This window comes from Phycisphaerae bacterium (assembly GCA_019636475.1).
Taxonomy (GTDB): domain Bacteria; phylum Planctomycetota; class Phycisphaerae; order UBA1845; family UTPLA1; genus JADJRI01.
Window position 1 is genome coordinate 139,162 of sequence record JAHBXN010000001.1, and the last position, 17,753, is coordinate 156,914.

Sequence of the window (17,753 nt, forward strand, 5' to 3'; positions counted from 1 at the left end):
GCGACATTGTGTCCACCCGAATAACTGACTGACGGCCGCAAGCTGTTGTGCCGTCGCTATGGGGGCCCCGCGCGAAGACGCGGTTCGCGTGGGGTTCGCCATTTAACGACCGATTCTTAGGAGTAAACACCCAATGGCTGAGATCACCGCATCGCAAGTTCAGGCCCTTCGTGCCAAGACCGACCTCGCGATGATGGACTGCAAGAAAGCGCTTGTTGAAGCAGGCGGCGACGAGAAAGCCGCTCTCGAAATTCTTCGAAAGCGATTCGCCGACAAGATGACGGAACGAGCCGAGCGAGAAACCGCAAACGGACGCATCGGTGTGTATGGCGGTCCGGAAGGCGCCGCGATGTGCGAGCTTCGCTGCGAAACGGACTTCGTCGCAACGAACACCGACTTCAAAGCGGTTGCAGACAAACTCGCTGAGCACTGCGCCAAGTCCGGCATCACCGACGTCGACAAGTTCAAGGCATCCAAAATGGCCAGCGGGCAGACAGTGCAGGAACTCCTGGTCGATGCTTTCGGCCGCATGAAAGAGAACCTGAATCTCGTCCGCCTTGTGCGGCTCGACGGCGCCGGTTCATCGTATGTCCACCACAACGGCCGCATCGGAACGATCATCACAGCGGATAAAGACCCCGGAGATTCCGGCCGCGGAATCTGCATGCACATCGCATCCGCCACCCTTCTGCTCGGACGGGTGCGGGAGGATGTCGACAGCAAGCTGGTCGCCGAAGCGCGCGAGCGCGCCGCGGCGGAAGCCAAGGGCAAGCCCGATCAGATTCTGAATAAAATCGTGGACGGCAAGCTGGATAAGTGGTTTGCCGAGCGCGTGCTGGTGGAGCAGCCGTTCGTGATGGACGACAAGAAAACCGTCGGCCAGTTTGCCCGGGAGAACGGCTTCGAGGTGAAGTCGTACCTGAAGTACGAAGTCGGCGTCGTGGGTTGATCCGGCACGCTCATCGATTACGTTGATTGCACAAATGCGACCGCGAGATGCCGTCGGAAGGCGTTTCGCGGTCGCTTGGTTTTCACGCGTCGTCCGCATTTTCTGCCGACGCAACGCATCAAGGAAGGCGCAACGAGGCCGTGAACCTATCGCTCGCATACAGTTGCAATGCCTATATGCGTCATACGCTGGATGATGCATTGGAACGCATTGCGGCGATCGGATACCGCGGTGTGGAACTGATGGCAGACACGCCGCATCTGTGGCCGGCCGACACCTCGGAATCGACAATTGATGCCGTCCGATCAACACTCGATCGCCTCGGTCTACAGATTGCCAACATCAACGCATTCATGATGAACAAGATCGGTGACCGGCGCCAACCCTATTGGCACCCCAGTTGGATTGAACTGGACCGCGACTACCGCCGCATCCGCACGGAACACACGCGGCAGGCGCTGACGCTCGCCAGACGACTTGGCGCGCCCTGCATCACGACTGAGCCCGGCGGTCCCGTCGAAAGCGGACAGAGCCACGCCGCTGCGTTGCACCTGTTCGTCGAAGAGCTCAAACCGGTGGTCCACCATGCCGAGCGCGAAGGTGTGCTCCTACTGATCGAGCCGGAGCCGGGCTTGCTCATCGAAAGATTCGAACAGTATCTGGAATTGCGAGATCGCGTGGATTCGCCGTTCATGCAGCTCAATTTCGACATCGGCCACGCCTTCTGCGTCAATGAGGAGCCGGCTGATTGGATTCCCCGAATGGCCCGGCACATCCGCCATTTTCATGTCGAGGACATTGCCGCGACGCGGGGCCATCATCATCTCGTGCCCGGCTCAGGCGCGATCGACTTCACGGCGACATTCAAGGCCATTCACGAAATCGGTTACACTGGATGGGTCACTGTCGAACTGTATCCTTTCGTTGGCGATCCGGACCGCGCCGGTCGTGAAGCCATGCAGCACCTGGAGCAAGTCGCACGTTCGATCACTTGATCGCGATGTCCACGCTTAAGACCCACTGCGAACTCGTCCGACTGCCGAATCTCTTTACGGCGGCCGCCGATATTCTCGCAGGCTACTACCTTGTCACCGGTGAGCTTCATGTATCCTGGACACTGCTGCTTCTCATCGCTGCATCCTGCTGCCTCTACGCCACCGGAATCGTGACCAACGATCTTCGCGACGTGGAATTGGATCGGCTGGAACGACCGAATCGGCCGTTACCATCGGGTCGTGTGTCGCCGACTCGAGCCCGTTGGATCGCACGTATGCTGGCAGTTGCGGGCGTGCTGACTGCCGCGCTTGCGTGGTCGCCGACTGAATTGCCCGCAGCATTGACCATTGAAAACCGGGCAGCCGCGTGTGCATTGGTGCTTCTCGCGTCAATACTCGCGTACAATTTTCTGCTGAAGCAGACTCCTCTCGGCCCAATCGCCATGGGCGTCTGCCGGGTGCTGAACCTCGGAATGGCCATGTCCATCGCACGGTTCTCCGATGAAGGCACTCGCAATGCCATGTTTGCGATTGCCGGCGCATTCGGACTCTATGTCACGGCGCTTACCTATTTCGGACGAGAAGAGACGGGCGCCGCCCCGCGGCGACATCTTGTCATCGGTCTCGGAGGAATGGTCACAGCGTTGGTTGTAATCGGGGCTCTCGCGATCGCCGAAGGCGACAGCTCCGGATTCAACACCGTAATCTGGCTGGCCACTGTCATTCACATCTTTCGCGTCGGGCTTCGAACGATTCGGCGCCCCACGCCCAACATGGTTCAATACGCCATGAAAACTTTCATCCTTGCGATCATTGCGGTTGATGCCGTCATTGCCGGTACGACGGCAGGCACGCCGGCCGTGCTGGTCACGCTGGCCCTGCTGGTCCCCGCCGCCACCATCGGCCGCTGGGTTTATTCGACGTAAGTCGCCTGCTCATCGCTCAACGCCCTGACGGCACTTTTATGGGTTCTTCTGCGATGGCGGCGCGCTCGCGTCGCCCGGCTACTCAATCCTCTGATTTTCGGCTAAACTGATCGCTTTTCGCAGATACACCTGGGATGCAGATCACCGTGAAAAGCCAATTCATACAGCAAATGGAGTCCCGCGTACTGGTTATCGACGGCGCGATGGGGACCAGCATCTACTCCTACGACCTCAACCTGAATCGAGACTACCTCGGCTGCGAAAATTGCCCCGAGGTCATCACCGAAACACGCCCCGAAATCATCGAGGAGATTCACGAGTCCTTCCTGAAAGTCGGTGCGGATTGCGTCGAGACGAACACATTCGGCGCGAACAAGATCGTCCTCGCGGAATTCGATCGCGCGCACGAAACGTATCGATATAACCTCGACGCTGCTCGTGCGGCGCGCCGTGCAGCCGATCGTTTCAGCACGAAGGACAAGCCTCGCTTCGTGCTCGGAAGCATCGGCCCCGGCACAAAGCTGCCTTCGCTTGGAAACACCACGTTTGACATTCTCGAAGACAGCTACGCTGAACAATGCCGCGGACTAATCGACGGCGGCGCGGACGCATTGATCATCGAGACCTGCCAGGATCTGCTTCAGATCAAGTCGGCGATCTCAGGTGCGACGCTCGCCATGCAGGAAAAAAGCCGCGAACTGCCGATCATCTGCCAGGTCACGATCGAATTGAACGGCGCCATGCTTGTCGGCACGGATATCGCCGCCGCGCTCGTGGCACTCGAAGCCTATCCGCAGGTTAAAGTCATCGGCATGAACTGCGCGACCGGACCTCAGGAGATGGCGGAACATGTGCGCTACCTCTGTCGAAACAGTTCCCGGTACATCAGCGTCGTGCCGAATGCAGGCCTTCCACAGCTTGTCGAAGGCCGAACCCATTACGCACTGACGCCCGATGAAATTGCAAAATGGGCACGCGAGTTTGTCGTGACGGACGGTGTGAACATCGTCGGCGGCTGCTGCGGAACGACGCCGGCGCACATTGCGGCGATTCACGAAGCGGTCCGTGATCTCAAGCCACGGGCTCGGATTCCAGCCAGACAACCGAGCGTTTCAAGCCTATATCAGGCCGTGACCCTCCGTCAGGACAATAGTTTTCTCATCGTCGGCGAACGGAGCAATACAAACGGCAGCAAGAAATTCCGCGAGCTGCTCCTGGCGGGCGATATCGACGGATTGGTCGAAGTCGGACGCGAGCAGGCGCGCGAGGGCGCGCATGTCCTGGACGTGTGCGTTGATTATGTCGGGCGCGACGGCGTACCCGACATGCAGGCGGTCGTCACTCGCTACGTCAAGGACGTGACAGTCCCCTTGATGCTCGATTCGACTGAAGCGCCCGTCCTCGAGGCGGGCCTCAAACTTGCCGGTGGAAAGTGTATCGTCAACTCTGTCAATCTGGAGGACGGCGAGGAGAAGATGGAGAAGGTGTGCCCCATGTTGCGCAAGTACGGGGCCGCCGTCGTGGCGTTGACCATCGATGAAGATCCACAGGAGGCAATGGCGAAAACGGCTGAGCGTAAACTCCTGATTGCGACACGCATCCATCAACTACTGACCGTGAAATACGGCATCCCGGAGGAAGACATCCTTTTCGATTGCCTGACTTTTCCGGTCACCACCGGCAATGAGGCGGATCGCCGGCTCGCGCTAGAAACACTTGATGGGATCGAAGCCATCATGGAGAAGTTTCCTCGCTGCGGCTCCATCCTCGGCGTGTCGAACGTCAGCTTCGGACTCCTGCCGGCCGCCCGTGCGGTGCTCAACTCGGTGTTTCTGCACGAGGCAACCCAGCGCGGCCTGACGGCGGCCATCGTCCATGCCAGCAAGATTCTCCCCCGCAACAAGATTTCCGACGAGCGCTGGGACGCCGCACTCGATCTGATCTACGACCGCCGGCGCGAAGGATTCGATCCTCTTCAGCATTTCATCGGATTGTTCGACAAGGGCGAGAAGGTCGGCGAACGGAAAATTGCCGCGGATCTCCCGGTCGAAGAGCGCCTCAAACAGAGAATCATCGACGGCGAGCGAATCGGCATCGACAAGGATCTCGACGCGGCCATGAAACAGTACAAACCGCTGGAGATTATCAACAACATCCTGCTCGACGGTATGAAAGTCGTCGGTGATCTTTTCGGCACCGGCAAGATGCAGTTGCCGTTTGTGCTCTCCAGCGCGGAAACCATGAAGACGGCAGTCGCCTATCTCGAACCACATATGGAGCGCGTCGAGGGCGATAGCAAGGGCAAGATCGTGCTCGCAACGGTCAAGGGTGATGTGCACGACATCGGTAAGAACCTTGTGGACATCATCCTCACGAATAATGGCTACACCGTGCATAACCTCGGCATCAAACAGCCGATCAATGACATCATCACGGCATATCAGAAGCACAACGCTGATGCGATCGGCTTGTCAGGTCTCCTCGTCAAATCCACGCTGGTCATGCGAGATGACCTGCTGGTCCTCAATGAACGCGGCCTGAGGGTCCCGGTCATCCTCGGCGGCGCGGCGCTCACGCGCGGCTACGTGGAGAACGATCTGCGACTCCAATATGAAGGCGATGTCGCCTACGCGAAAGACGCCTTTGAAGGTCTCGCGCTGATGAACCGACTTGCTGAGGGTAAGCCCCTTGTCGACACAGCGGCTGCGAAGGCCGCCACGCGCTCGCGTGTCGATTTACAGGCATCGAAGGGCGAACGCCCCATTCTGGAACTTCCGGCTCGAAGTGCCGTGTCGACATCCATTCCGATACCGACGCCGCCGTTCTGGGGATCTCGCGTCATCCAGAAGATCGAGTTGAAGACGATTCTCCCCTACATCAACGAGAAAATGCTTTTCGGTGTCCAATGGGAATACAAGCCCGGCGGCCGCAAGCGCGAGGAATACGAAGCGTACATCAAGAACGAAATTCGGCCGATCCTGTTTGATCTGGCGCGGCAGTGCGCGAATGAAAACATTCTCTTGCCGCAGGCCGTCTACGGCTATTGGCCATGTAATTCCGAGGGCAATGATCTCATTATTTATGAGCCGCCCGAAATGTCAGCTGCCAACGGTGACAGTCGCCCCGCCGGAGCACCCCCCATCGATGCATCCCGCTTTTCTCGGAGGGAGCTGCTTCGTTTTTCATTCCCTCGCCAGGATAATCCGCCCTATTGGTGCCTGGCAGACTTCTACCGCCCGATGGAAAGCGGTGAAATCGACGTCGTCGCGTTCCATCTGGTGACAGTCGGCCGTGCAGCCAGTGACGTGGCGCGCAATTGGTTTGCACAGAACAGATACCGCGATTATCTGCACCTTCACGGTCTCGGCGTCGAAGCCGCCGAGGCGCTGGCGGAATACATGCACAAACAGATCCGCATGGAATTGGGTATCGCCCAGCAAGATGCAATGGAGGTTCGCCGGCTCTTTCAACAGGGATATCAAGGCAGCAGGTACAGCTTCGGCTACCCGGCATGCCCCAATCTGGAGGACCAGGCGAAGCTCTGGCCGCTGCTGAATCCGGAGCGAATCGGCGTGACGCTGAGCGATGAATTCCAGCTTGACCCCGAGCAAAGCACGAGCGCGATTATCGCGCACCATCCCGAAGCGCGATATTTCAATGTCCGCTCAAAGACGGATGGTCAGCTTGAAATGCGCCTCGGTCAAGCCGAATAGAAATGTGAGTCAGAGATGTTCGCGCATCCCTTCAAAACCGTACCCGCTCGGACGGCTCATTTTCTCGTCCGAGTTCAGCTTTCGCCTCGTTTCTCAGTTGTGCGTGTTTACGAATCCGGCATAATCGTACGGCGCAAGTCGCTCAATGCCGGAAAGATCCCACACGATCAGCCTCGGCTGCACAATGTAACGGCGGCCGAAATGCGACTCTCATTGCAGATCTCGATTAGCTTCTCGGCCGGTTCCCGCAGCAAGTTCGCCCGAACAACGCATCCATGCCCGTGTCCTGAATCAGCGACAGCTGGTCAACTGACTCGAATTGGCTGGAGTTGTTGACGCGCCGATGCCTTTGTAGAATCCACGCTTGGGAGCTTTATTTCGGTCGGAAAGGTGAAGCCATGAAGTCCAAGGACGTCCTCGCCCAACTCAAGTCCCTCGGCGACGCCGCTCGCCGAAAGCACAACATCAAAGCCGGGGCACCCGAAAACCAGTTTGGTGTGAAGCTCGGCGACATTCGCACGATCGCGAAAAAAATCAAGACCGATCAAGCACTCGCCCTCGAACTCTGGTCCACTGGAAACGTGGACGCACAGCTTCTGGCCACACTTATCATCAAAGTTACGTCCTTGTCCGCAGAGCAACTCGACACGCTGACTCGCTCCGCCACCTGCACGCAGGTGGCGGACTGGCTGAATGCCTATGTCGTTGCACAACATCCCGAAAAGGATGCGCTACGCGAAAAGTGGATGAAAGACAAAGATCGCTGGGCCGCTCGTGCGGGATGGAACCTCACCGCCAACGGCGTGAACAAAGCCGCGACAGATTTCGACCCCGCTGCATTGCTCGACCGCATCGAAAAAGAGATGCCCAACGCCCTGCCGGAGGTGCAGTGGACAATGAACAACACCCTCGCCGCAATTGGCATCAAGCACGCCGCACATCGGAAGCGCGCAATCGCCATCGGCGAGAAGATTGGACTGTACCGCGATTGGCCGGTTTCCAAGGGCTGTACGCCGCCTTACGTGCCGGTTTGGGTCGAGGCGATGGTGAAACGGGAAAAGTGAGCCTGGCTGCGGCGATATTGTCCGCCCGTGCGAGTCATCATGGACAGGAGAAACGGCCTGTGCAGTCGGATGTGCTGGACTTAAGCGAGCGCTGGTTTCAGGCGTGGCTTGATAAGGATGCCGCGACTGTGATACGCCTGGCGTCTGAGGACTACATCTACATTGGCCCGAGCGGGCTGTTCATGGACCGTGATGGCATACTGGCGGTCATCCGCTCTCCCGGCTACTCCCTGGATCGCGGCACGCGCACCGAAGTCGTGGTCCGAGCGATGGGCCCCGATGCCGCCGTGGTGCGCCACCGTTATCAGGGAGTCGGCTCGTTTGAGGGCACCACCTTCACGGACGATCATCGGTGTGTCATGGTCTGGCAAAGAAACGCCAATGAATGGCGGCTGGTCATGGAGCAATGCTCCTTCACCAGCCCATAGTGACCGCCGGCATTCTTCTACGACGATTCATGCAATCATCAATTTTCGAAACGCATTCCCGGCTCTCGGCCCCGGTGCTCTGAATCAAAAAGCACTCATTGCGTCCTGGCGCCGCGTGTGTCACCCGGGCACTTTCGCGGAACAATAAGACCGGAGCGGCGTTCTTCGCGCCACTCCGGTCATGTCTCATCAAATGAGTTGCCCAAATTGAATGGGCCAGCGTCATGATGAGCAGTCACTGTCGTTGCAGTAACTGTCTTTGCAGTAACTCGTTCTACTTCCCGCTATGATTCGTTTTGGGGTTGGCGGTTGCGTGCATCGGAGGCGTGACCTTCTCGATCCTCTCCATGTCAATGTAGCGGACGCCGGCGCGATCATAGAGCTTGCCCGTGATCTTGGCGTTCTCCAACGCAAATGGAAAGAGCTGGGCTGACGGAGACTTTGTGCCCATGCCGATCAAGACAAGTCCCGATTTCGTTTCGATCGCTGCGGGGACTCCCGCCTTAATGCAATCGGCCGTGCACTTGGCATGGTCCGAATTGGCAAACTTCTCTGACATGAAGCATTGCAGATCGACGACTCGGCCTTCCAAGGTGACTTCCTTTCCCTGCACAACAGGAACAGGAGGCGTGCTGGTTGCAGGCTTCTGGGTACCCTGTGGGTTTTCCATCGCCATCAGAGCCGCGACGCCGAGTCCCGCCGTAACAAAGCATGCGACTGCCAATCCCGAGAACCTTCGTGTAAACATACACACACCCTTAAGCCATGGACCGCCGAATATCACGGCGCGTCCCCATTCCTTCGAGCCGTGTGACGCACGCCACAACTCGCTCGATTCCTAGATTGCGTCTATTCTGCTCCATGCTCGAATCTTGACATCCGTTTTGAGCTGATTGGAGCAGACGTCTGAGGGATTTCGTTGAATTCTTTCACGGCTAGCACACCGCTTAGATTGGATCGAACCTCTTTAAGTACCTACGTTTCATGAATCGCCCGGTTCCATGCGTCGCCGTTTGGTTCGCAAGTAAAGTCTTCGAGATCGCTAACCTTCGATCGAATGGTCCATTACAATCAGTAACACCGATGTAACTGACGAGTGACCGAAACGAAGTGTTGAATGTCGCTAGTGGCGATAGTGTGCTCCGATTGCGCCGTCCGCATTCCAGGCACGAAACGTTCATATCATTCACGAGGGACTAACTGATGGCCGCGGCATATCCCGGCGCACCAAATGCGATTCCCGAAATACTGGCGATGTACGAACGACAGATCGTTGATCTGGAGTCGATGTGTGCGGAATTGTCGCCTCAACAGTACCGCGCCAGACCCGTGCCCGGAAAGTGGTCGACTCTTGAGCTGTTGTGCCATCTCGCTGACAGCGAAATGGTCTGGGCCGACCGAATCAAGCGCACCATCGCGCTGCCGAACCCAATGTTGCTTGCCTACGACGAGATGCTCTACGTCAACGCACTGGCTTATGAGCAGCGAGACCCCGCCGAAGAGCTTGCCGTCATCCGCGCGACCCGCATGCAGACGGCTCGGATTCTCTCTTCGATCAAGCAGGACGCATGGGAGCGAACCGCTGTTCACTCGGAACGGGGCATCACCAGCGTGAAGGACATCGCCCAGACGGCGATCGGCCACACGCATCATCACCTGCCGTTCCTTCTCGCCAAGCGAACGGCCATGGGGCTGCGGTGAGCGACATGGATTCAGCAGTCAGCGTCCGGATTTCTCAGTCGTTGGAAAAACCGATCGCGAAGTTTCTGTGCGTGACCGCCGAAGCAGCCCAGCGGCATGAGCGCCGCTTGCACGCTCTGCTGGCTGACGTCTCGCGATTCAGAAGAAAAGTCGCACGCGCGTCAGTTCGTGAATTCGCGGATCACGAGCGTGTCGTTCTGCCCGCCAAAGCCGAAAGAATTGCTGAGGCAGGTCTTGACCTGGGTTTTGCGCGGTTGGTTCGGAACGTAATCCAGATCGCAGAGCGGGTCGGGATTCTTGTAGTTGATCGTCGGCGGCAGCACCTGGTCGCGAATTGCAAGCACGCAGGTGATCAGTTCGCATGCGCCGGCCGCTGCGATCAGGTGCCCCAGCATGCTCTTGACGCTGCTGACGGGCACATTCCGGGCGTTCTCGCCAAAGACACCCTTAATCGCGAGTGTCTCGATCTTGTCATTCTCCTGCGTACCGGTGCCGTGGGCGGAGATGTAGTTGATCTCTTCGGTCTTGATACCCGCATCGCGAATCGCCATTCGCATGGAAGCGATGCCCCCGCGACCATCCTCGTGAATATCGGTGATCCGGAAGGCATCGGCCGTCGACCCGAAGCCGAGCACCTCGCACAGAATCGTCGCGCCGCGAGCCTGAGCATGCTCCAACTCTTCCAGAACGATCATGCCGGCGCCTTCGCCAAGAACAAAGCCGTCGCGCGTTCGATCGAACGGACGCGAGGCCGAAACACACGAATCGTTTCGCGTGGAGAGCGCGGTGAGCCGGTTGAAACCGGTAACGCCAAGCGGATGGATCATCGAGTGGCAGCCGCCGGAAATCATCACATGGGCATCGCCGCGTCGAATCATGTTCATGGCTTCGCCGATGGCTTGTGTGCTCGCGGCGCAGGCCGTCAGCGTATTGAAATTGGGTCCCTCGATGCCAAATAGCTCCGCAATGTGAGCCGCGGCCATGTTGGGGTCTTGCTCGCTTTCGCTTACCTCGGACAGCCGCTTCAATGCGACATCGGCCCAATGATTGCTGTCAAGCTTGCCGACCGAGTAATCCCATCCATCGACCGCAGCGGCGACGAAATTCTCGAAATCAAGCGGCCCTTCGCCGCCGCCGAGATAGACGCCCACCTGAGTCCGATCCAGATCAAGCTTGTCACCGAGTCGAGACGACTCCCATGCCATCTTTGCGGCAGCCAGCGCAAAACGAGCCTGCCTTGACGCGGTCTTATGCTGCTCAAACTCCTCGGCCGTCAGAAATTTGCGTAGGTCGAACTCCTTCACTTCGGCGGAAAACTGCGTCGGAAACGTAGCGGCATCAAAGATGGTCGTTGCGGCAATGCCGCTCTCACCACCGAGAATTCGGCGCCAGACCGTCTCAATATCGTGACCAAGCGGAGTCACCCATCCCATGCCTGTAATAACAACTCGACGACTCATGGCTGCCACCTCCGGATGACGAGGGCCGCCGTCTGGCCGCCCGAAAGAGCCGTCGCGACAGACACGGCGAAGCTCGCCCGGCAATCGATCGGATCGCCGCGAACGACATTCAATCCGCATTCGGTGTCGATCGATTCAGTGTTCAGGGACGGCGGAATCACGCCGCGATGAATCGCATTCGCGGTCACGGCAAGGTCGATAGCCCCGGCGCCGGCGCCGTTGTTTCCGATGGATCCTTTGGTGCAGAGTATCGGAATCTGGCCGGTCCGTTCGCCGAAGACGCCGCGGATTCCCTCCGCTTCAATCCGATCGGATTCCCGTGTCCCGATTCCTGATGCATTCAGCAGATCCACCTGATCCGCCGAAGTGCCGGCATCCACCAGCGCTTTGCGAACCGCGAGGGTCACGCCGCGACCCTCATGCCGCGATCGACCGCGACCGCCGACGTTGGTCGATGCACCGAAGCCGACGATTTCACCATAAATTCTTGCACCGCGTGACCTGGCCCGCTCCAGTTCCTCCAGGATCACTAATCCGCCACCCTCGCTGATCACCGTACCAGTGCGATCCCGGTCGAACGGGCGACATGCAGACTGCGGCGTGTCGTTTCGATTGTTGGCCAGCCGATTTAGCAACTGCTGCCGAGCAAGGCCCATCGGATTCAGTTTGCTCTCGGCCCCGCCACAGATGCAAATGTCCGCCGCGCCGCGCTCAATGGTTCGGAAGGCCTCGCCAATTGCGAGATGGGAGCTGGCCTCACCGCAAGTAATTGTGTTGGAGGGGGCCTGACAATCATGAACAATGGTCACATGGCAGGCGAGCATGTTGGGCAGAAACTTGAGCAGCCAGAGCGGCGTCAGGTTTTGCATGCCCTCATTGCCCCACTTTGCGAGGCTGAAGTTCCGTTCGGACGAAGCGGCGGGATTGTCCACCGCCGAAGCCAGAGCGCCGGCCAGTTCGTTCAGATCGGCACAGATCAGACCCGCGCCGATGTTCGCACCGAAGCGGGTCGAGTCCACATCTGTTTTCTCGGCCTCGCCGCGATCGACGATGCACTTGGTCTTGATGCCGGCATCCTTCACGGCGTGATAGGCGGCAATAACGGCCAGCTCGATATCGCGGGCCATGACCTTCGTGGCCTTACGATATCCCTTCGGCACACAATCCTTGACCTCAGCCCCGCGAATCTCGCCGGCGATCTGGGCCGGGAAGTGCGACGGGTCGAATGCGGTGATTCGCCCGATGCCGCTCTTCTTCTCGACGAGCGCATCAAAGGTTTCGGTAATGCCGAGGCCGACGGGCGAGACAACGCCCATTCCCGTGATCACGACTCGGTTTTTCTTCATGACAATCGCTCCCCGCGCTCCGCGAGCGCCGATGCGGAATCTATGAGGCCGCGGAGGTGGAAACGTTATAGGATTGCAACAGCGACTTGAAGTCGTCCGTGAAGACGAAATTCTCTTCCGGGAACACCAGGCCGCTCATGTTGTTGTCGATGTGCGAAAAGACGATGTCGATCTCCGCAAGGGGCTCACCGTTGACCGAAACCCGGCCGGTGGTCATCGCGGCCTCTTCAGTGACTTGTTCGATGGCCGCCTCATATTTCAGTTGGTCACCGGGGCGAACTTCCCTTAGAAACTTCGCCTGCTTGACCTTGGCGAGAATGACCTTCTCCTTGAACTGCCGCGCTTCGCCAACGAGGATTCCGGCGGTCTGTGCCATACCCTCGACGATCAGGCTGGCGGGCATGACCGGATACGCGGGAAAGTGGTCGTGCAGATGCTCCTCGGCCATGCTGACGTTCTTGACCGCCGTCGCGCGAACACCGGAAACAAAGTCAACAAACTTGTCGATCCAGATCCAACGCACGCGATTAGGCCGCCATCTTGGTAGTCAGGTAGTTCACGATGGTCTTGACGGTGAAGAGCATCGACATTCGGTTGATGTCCGGGTCGGTCTCGAATTCCGTGAAGTCGGCATGCGGCATTGCGGACTTCAGCGCGGACAGTCCCTTCGAAGTCAGCTTACCGCCCTCGACGTACTCCGGATTACTGACGATCGCCTCGGGGAACAACTCGCCGCGAGGAATCTTGATGGCAAACGTCTTTTCGAGACGGAAGACGATGTCGAGAAAGTCGATCGATTCCGCTCCGAGATCAGCCTGCAAAGTCGCCTCCTCGGTGACTTCGTCGTCGTCCACACCCAGCGCGTCGACCAGCACATCCTTCACTTTCGAATACACTTCGTCTCGGCTCATCGCCATGTCTATCGGTCCTCCCTGCGGACTTATCTGCATAGTTTTGTGTTCGTCACCACTGCCGCTCCGAACCACGGTGCAGCCGTTCGACGCATTCAACGAATCAAACTGAACCCGTGCCCGTCAAAGCCCCGGCCAACTTAAGCGCCGATGGACCGCCGAGCAACTTGAACTTCCCACGAAGGTCATCGATCAGCCGCTCGTCCGTTTCGGCCCACATCGAATTCGAATCCGCGAGATTGTAATGACGCAATTTCAAACGAGCTTTCACGATTTCATCACCATCCGGCGAACGCCCCAACGCCTTGAAATCACTCGAATCGTCCTCGATCCGAACCGCCTCGCAGACCACTTCCAGCGCACGGCCCGGCGAGACAAAGCTCTTGTAGTTAACGTTCTTCGCCTCCTCCAAGACAACCATGCTCCGACTGAAATCCTGCGTCGCCCTGACCAGCCACGCCGAAGCCTGAACCATGGCCTCGAGCATCAGCACACCCGGCATCACCGGAAATGTCGGGAAGTGGTCAGCCAGGTACTCCTCCGCGAGTGAAAGCGTTTTTCTCGCTACGATGCGCGTGGGTGGCTCAATCGAGATAATCTTGTCGAGGAGAATAAACTTCATTCCAGACCCAGTAACTACCACGACATGGCACCGATTCGACCGAATCGGTATCCGCGCAAGCCCCTCCCGACAACCTGCCGCGGGGGGTCCAAAGTAGAGCGGCTTTTTTAGTGGAACGAGGCCGTTTTGGCAAGCGAGATTTGCCGGACCAAGGCTCCGGTGCATCAAAGGCCCCGGTTTCGCGGCTCATATCGCCGGGCTTTCAGGCGATTCATTCGACGAGCTTGACTTAGTGTGTTCACGCGAAGCGGGTACCACTGCACATGCCCGCCGGATCGCGTCGCACCCCATCCAAGGCAGTTAATTCGCGCAACATTTTTCTTGGTAAGCAGTTGCACGAAATCACGCCAAATCCAGAAATCTTGATTTGGTCCGAAAACTACGCTTGAGCCGCGCGATTCGATTGTGATACAATGAAACCGAGAAAAAATTCTGAGTATGGCGTGCCCGCCCGAGACGCGAGACCTCGAATGAGGCTCTCGAAAGGGGGTGTCTCAATTCCGTCACAGCACGCCGATTCGGATTTCATTCCAACTTCAACGATCTTCCAACGGCTCGGAAGGTCAGCAAACTACAAACGGCGCGCCTTGTCACATTTTAGGGAGGAACCTAAGTCAATGTCGAAGCTTTGTCTCCGCGCAATCGCATCTGCATTTGTGGCGATCGGTTCGACAACCGTCGCAGCACGTGCCGACTTCACTTGGTCCACGCTGGACGGCCACGCCGTTCTACTTCTGGATCAAGGCACGGTCGCCGATCTCGGCCTCGTAATCGCACCGGACCTGGGATTCGGTGACGGGGACTTGCCATCCGCGATCGTGATGGACCTTGATCCCGGATCGGACCTGACATTCCTGACGGCCTCCAATCAGATCATCGAAATGATCCGCGGGAAGGTTCGATCGGGCACCGGTCTTTCGATCTCCTTCGGTTCGAATCACTTCAAGCTATCCGGGATTCAGGTCGCGGTGCCAGAGGGAACGAAACCGACTTCGTTTGAAGGGCAGATCGTTGCGTCCGAGGACGCTTTCCCCCTCTTCTCGCTTTCAGATGGCAAGGCTTCTTTCATGAACAATGCGATCGGGCGAATTCTCGAAATTCGCGGTTCGAACGTTGCCATCACTGCGGAACTCGCGGCCGCGCTCGGAGAGCCGAAGCTCGAAGGCGTCTTCATCGGCCGACTGGACATTCACTCCGATGTCGTTTTCGCCGGCGGCGATGAAGAACCGGCCCCGCAGCCTGTCCCGGGCATCGGCGGCGATCCGCGAGCTCCTTCAGGCGCGGACGTGATTGTCGGCGGCGTTGGCGTATCCGGTTTCAACGGCAGCAATCCGAATGACGTCATCAACAATTTTGCAATTGCGGACTCGATCAAGGCGTACTCCGTCGCGACGACTTCCTGCAACCTCGGTGACGCCGAGTTGAACTGGTTCGACTGCAGCGACCAGAACAACCCCCAGTGCGCGCGACACCCCGTGATTTCTCAAAACATGTATCGGCTCAAGGCCGGTCGCTTTGAGCAGTTGGGGCAGAGCTGGCTCAAGCACGGTTTCTGCGCCCTGAGCGAGAACCTCTGCCAGTTGGGTTGCAGCGCCACCGGTTGCGATACGCTCGGCATAGGCTGCTCCGATCCCTACACGGCGTCGCGTAATAGCAGCGGCCTTGGCCCCAAGTCAGAGGTCAACGCATTTACCGGCGTCTTCCCCTATCCATTTAATCTACAGCCGAGCGGTAACTCAAACATACGAGCGCGACTGCAAGTCAAAGTGGATGACCTGACGCCCTCTTTAAATCCGGGCGCCCTCTATTTCGTCGAGGCTCAATACACCGCACAGGATGACGCGGCAGCGGGAAATGCCGACAACAACGCCTCGCACCGCCCCATCAGCATCAATGCCAGCCTGAATGTGTCATTCACCGGACCGACCGTTCAACAGATCCCGGCAATTCGGGCATGGAAAGCGAACGACAGTGGTGTCGTCGAGACCGACGTTCGAGTACCCGGTGAAGGGCTCATGATCCTGGCTTCGAAGGCGTCGGACAACGGCAACGGCACATGGCACTATGAGTACGCTCTTTACAATCAGAACTCCGACCGCTCGGCGCGATCCTTTGCGATCACCGTCGGCGCAAACACCGTCGTGACCAACATCGGCTTCCGCGATGTCGATTACCACAGCGGCGAGCCTTACAGCGGCACGGATTGGACCTCTTCAATCGTGGGCGGAGTCCTGACGTGGTCGACGCAGACCTTTGCTCAGAACGTCAATGCCAATGCGCTGCGGTGGGGAACGCTCTACAACTTCCGATTCGATGCCGACAAACCCCCGGCCCAGAGTAACGGCAACGCCACCATCGGCCTTTTCAAGCCGGGCACGCCGACTTCTGTCACCGGTGCGGCTGTCGTTCCTCAGCCGGCGGCATTGTTCATTTCGCTTTCGACCTCGCCGCCGACCACGCTCATGACACCCTGTACGCCATATACTTTCAACGTGACGATTTCACCCGGCGCGGACACGCTGGCTCCGGGAACAGCGCTTCTACACTACACCTACGACGGCGGCCCGGCTCAGTCAGTCCCGCTGACCTCGCTCGGCGGAACGCTCTACCGGGCCGATTTGCCGCCCGCGCGCTGTGGTGATACGCCCCGCTTCTATGTCTCCGGGCAGGGCACGCTGGGCGAGACGGTGTACTTCCCGGCATCGGCTCCGGCACTGGGCTACCAGCCGCAGGTCGCCACGATTCAGAACAGCACGCTTGTCCAGGCTGACTTTGAAAACGGTCTGCCCGCGGGCTGGTCGGCGAACGGACTCTGGAATTTCACGGCGTCTTGTCCGGTCGTCCCGGCCAACTGCAGTTCCGGTCAGTTTGCGTACTATGGACAGACTGGCACATGCACCTATGACACGCCGGGGCAGGCAAACAGCGGATCACTGTCGCTGACGGTGAATGTACCGAACTCATATAGCGCAGAGTTGCGGTATTGCTCGAATTTCCAGCGCGAAGGATTCGGCGTGTCGGACTGGCCGTCGGTCAAGATCGGCGCGACGAACATTGATCAGCCGGCACAGGGCGGCTCGACTTCGTCCGGTTGGGTCGAGCGAGTCGTCAACCTCAACAACTATCGCGGCCAGACCGTCACCATCAACTTCAATTTTGATACCATTGACGATCAGGACAACGCATACCGCGGGTGGCAGATTGACAACGTTCGCATCAACATCGCCGAATTGGTCTGCAACGTCGTTGCTGGCGACCTGAACGGGGATGGCGTCGCAGACGGTCGCGATCTGCAACTCTTCACCGAAGCCGCGATGCAGCAGTCGACAAATCCGTCGCACCTCTGCACCGCAGACTTTAACGACGACGGCATGATCAGCCATCTCGATATTCCGGGTATGGCCGATTTGCTTGTGAATCTTCCCTGATCTGATTCTCTGAATCGATCACCACGATTCAAAGAAACTGTGTTCACTCAGGAGGCCGCTCGATCGCTCGGGCGGCCTCTTTCTTTTCAGCCTCTCATCTCCGGTGGCGTGACCAGCGCCATACGCGGCGACCGCCCGGACTTACGGGCTAATGTGTTCTGGCGTATAGTCTCACATTGTGCGATTGATGATTGGTCATATCTGTATTGC

General features: G+C 58.3%; 14 protein-coding genes. 8 read left to right on the forward strand and 6 right to left on the reverse strand.

Annotated elements, in window-relative coordinates; genetic code table 11:
- The first annotated feature begins 133 nt into the window (after window positions 1-133).
- The 6 genes from tsf to KF841_00645 all read left to right on the forward strand — a co-directional run bounded on the left by tsf (window position 134) and on the right by KF841_00645 (window position 8,075).
- Entirely contained in the window at window positions 134-949 is an 816-nt protein-coding gene (gene tsf, locus KF841_00620; protein MBX3393846.1) for a translation elongation factor Ts, read from the forward strand.
- A gap of 47 nt (window positions 950-996) precedes the next feature.
- Window positions 997-1,944: a sugar phosphate isomerase/epimerase gene (locus KF841_00625; GenBank protein MBX3393847.1), complete on the forward strand. Its 948-nt coding sequence runs from the start codon at window positions 997-999 to the stop codon at window positions 1,942-1,944.
- Between the two features lie 5 nt (window positions 1,945-1,949).
- Window positions 1,950-2,870 (forward strand): UbiA family prenyltransferase, encoded by a 921-nt coding sequence (locus KF841_00630; GenBank protein ID MBX3393848.1) that lies wholly within the window; start codon window positions 1,950-1,952, stop codon window positions 2,868-2,870.
- 134 nt (window positions 2,871-3,004) lie between these two features.
- Window positions 3,005-6,583 (forward strand): methionine synthase, encoded by a 3,579-nt coding sequence (metH, locus tag KF841_00635; protein ID MBX3393849.1) that lies wholly within the window; start codon window positions 3,005-3,007, stop codon window positions 6,581-6,583.
- Between the two features lie 398 nt (window positions 6,584-6,981).
- The gene (locus tag KF841_00640; protein ID MBX3393850.1) at window positions 6,982-7,647 is read left to right on the forward strand and encodes a DNA alkylation repair protein; all 666 of its coding nucleotides are present in this window, start codon (window positions 6,982-6,984) and stop codon (window positions 7,645-7,647) included.
- Between the two features lie 59 nt (window positions 7,648-7,706).
- Window positions 7,707-8,075, forward strand: coding sequence for a nuclear transport factor 2 family protein (locus KF841_00645; protein MBX3393851.1), 369 nt, complete (start codon window positions 7,707-7,709; stop codon window positions 8,073-8,075).
- A 274-nt stretch (window positions 8,076-8,349) separates the two neighbouring features.
- On the opposite strand, the gene KF841_00650 is transcribed toward KF841_00645, so the two are convergent.
- The gene (locus tag KF841_00650; GenBank protein ID MBX3393852.1) at window positions 8,350-8,823 is read right to left on the reverse strand and encodes a hypothetical protein; all 474 of its coding nucleotides are present in this window, start codon (window positions 8,821-8,823) and stop codon (window positions 8,350-8,352) included.
- Between the two features lie 455 nt (window positions 8,824-9,278).
- On the opposite strand from KF841_00650, the gene KF841_00655 reads away from it, so the two are divergent.
- Window positions 9,279-9,776 carry a DinB family protein gene (locus tag KF841_00655; protein MBX3393853.1) on the forward strand — a complete coding sequence of 166 codons (498 nt, stop codon included), beginning with the start codon at window positions 9,279-9,281 and terminating at the stop codon, window positions 9,774-9,776.
- Between the two features lie 161 nt (window positions 9,777-9,937).
- Here the strand turns inward: KF841_00655 and KF841_00660 are convergent, their stop codons facing one another.
- The 5 genes from KF841_00660 to KF841_00680 form a co-directional block, all read right to left on the reverse strand.
- Window positions 9,938-11,236 (reverse strand): beta-ketoacyl-[acyl-carrier-protein] synthase family protein, encoded by a 1,299-nt coding sequence (locus tag KF841_00660; GenBank protein MBX3393854.1) that lies wholly within the window; start codon window positions 11,234-11,236, stop codon window positions 9,938-9,940.
- On the reverse strand, window positions 11,233-12,582 hold the full coding sequence (locus KF841_00665) for a beta-ketoacyl-[acyl-carrier-protein] synthase family protein (GenBank protein ID MBX3393855.1): 1,350 nt from the start codon (window positions 12,580-12,582) through the stop codon (window positions 11,233-11,235). The genes KF841_00660 and KF841_00665 overlap by 4 nt, the downstream gene beginning before the upstream one ends.
- A 40-nt stretch (window positions 12,583-12,622) precedes the next feature.
- Window positions 12,623-13,105 carry a beta-hydroxyacyl-ACP dehydratase gene (locus tag KF841_00670; GenBank protein ID MBX3393856.1) on the reverse strand — a complete coding sequence of 161 codons (483 nt, stop codon included), beginning with the start codon at window positions 13,103-13,105 and terminating at the stop codon, window positions 12,623-12,625.
- Between the two features lie 4 nt (window positions 13,106-13,109).
- Window positions 13,110-13,499, reverse strand: a complete 390-nt coding sequence (locus KF841_00675; GenBank protein MBX3393857.1) for an acyl carrier protein — start codon at window positions 13,497-13,499, stop codon at window positions 13,110-13,112.
- A 97-nt stretch (window positions 13,500-13,596) separates the two neighbouring features.
- Complete coding sequence (locus tag KF841_00680) at window positions 13,597-14,115, reverse strand: polyketide synthase dehydratase domain-containing protein (protein ID MBX3393858.1); 519 nt, start codon at window positions 14,113-14,115, stop codon at window positions 13,597-13,599.
- A 617-nt stretch (window positions 14,116-14,732) separates the two neighbouring features.
- Between KF841_00680 and KF841_00685 the strand changes: the two genes are divergently transcribed.
- Window positions 14,733-17,543, forward strand: coding sequence for a hypothetical protein (locus KF841_00685; GenBank protein ID MBX3393859.1), 2,811 nt, complete (start codon window positions 14,733-14,735; stop codon window positions 17,541-17,543).
- Window positions 17,544-17,753: the final 210 nt, after the last annotated feature.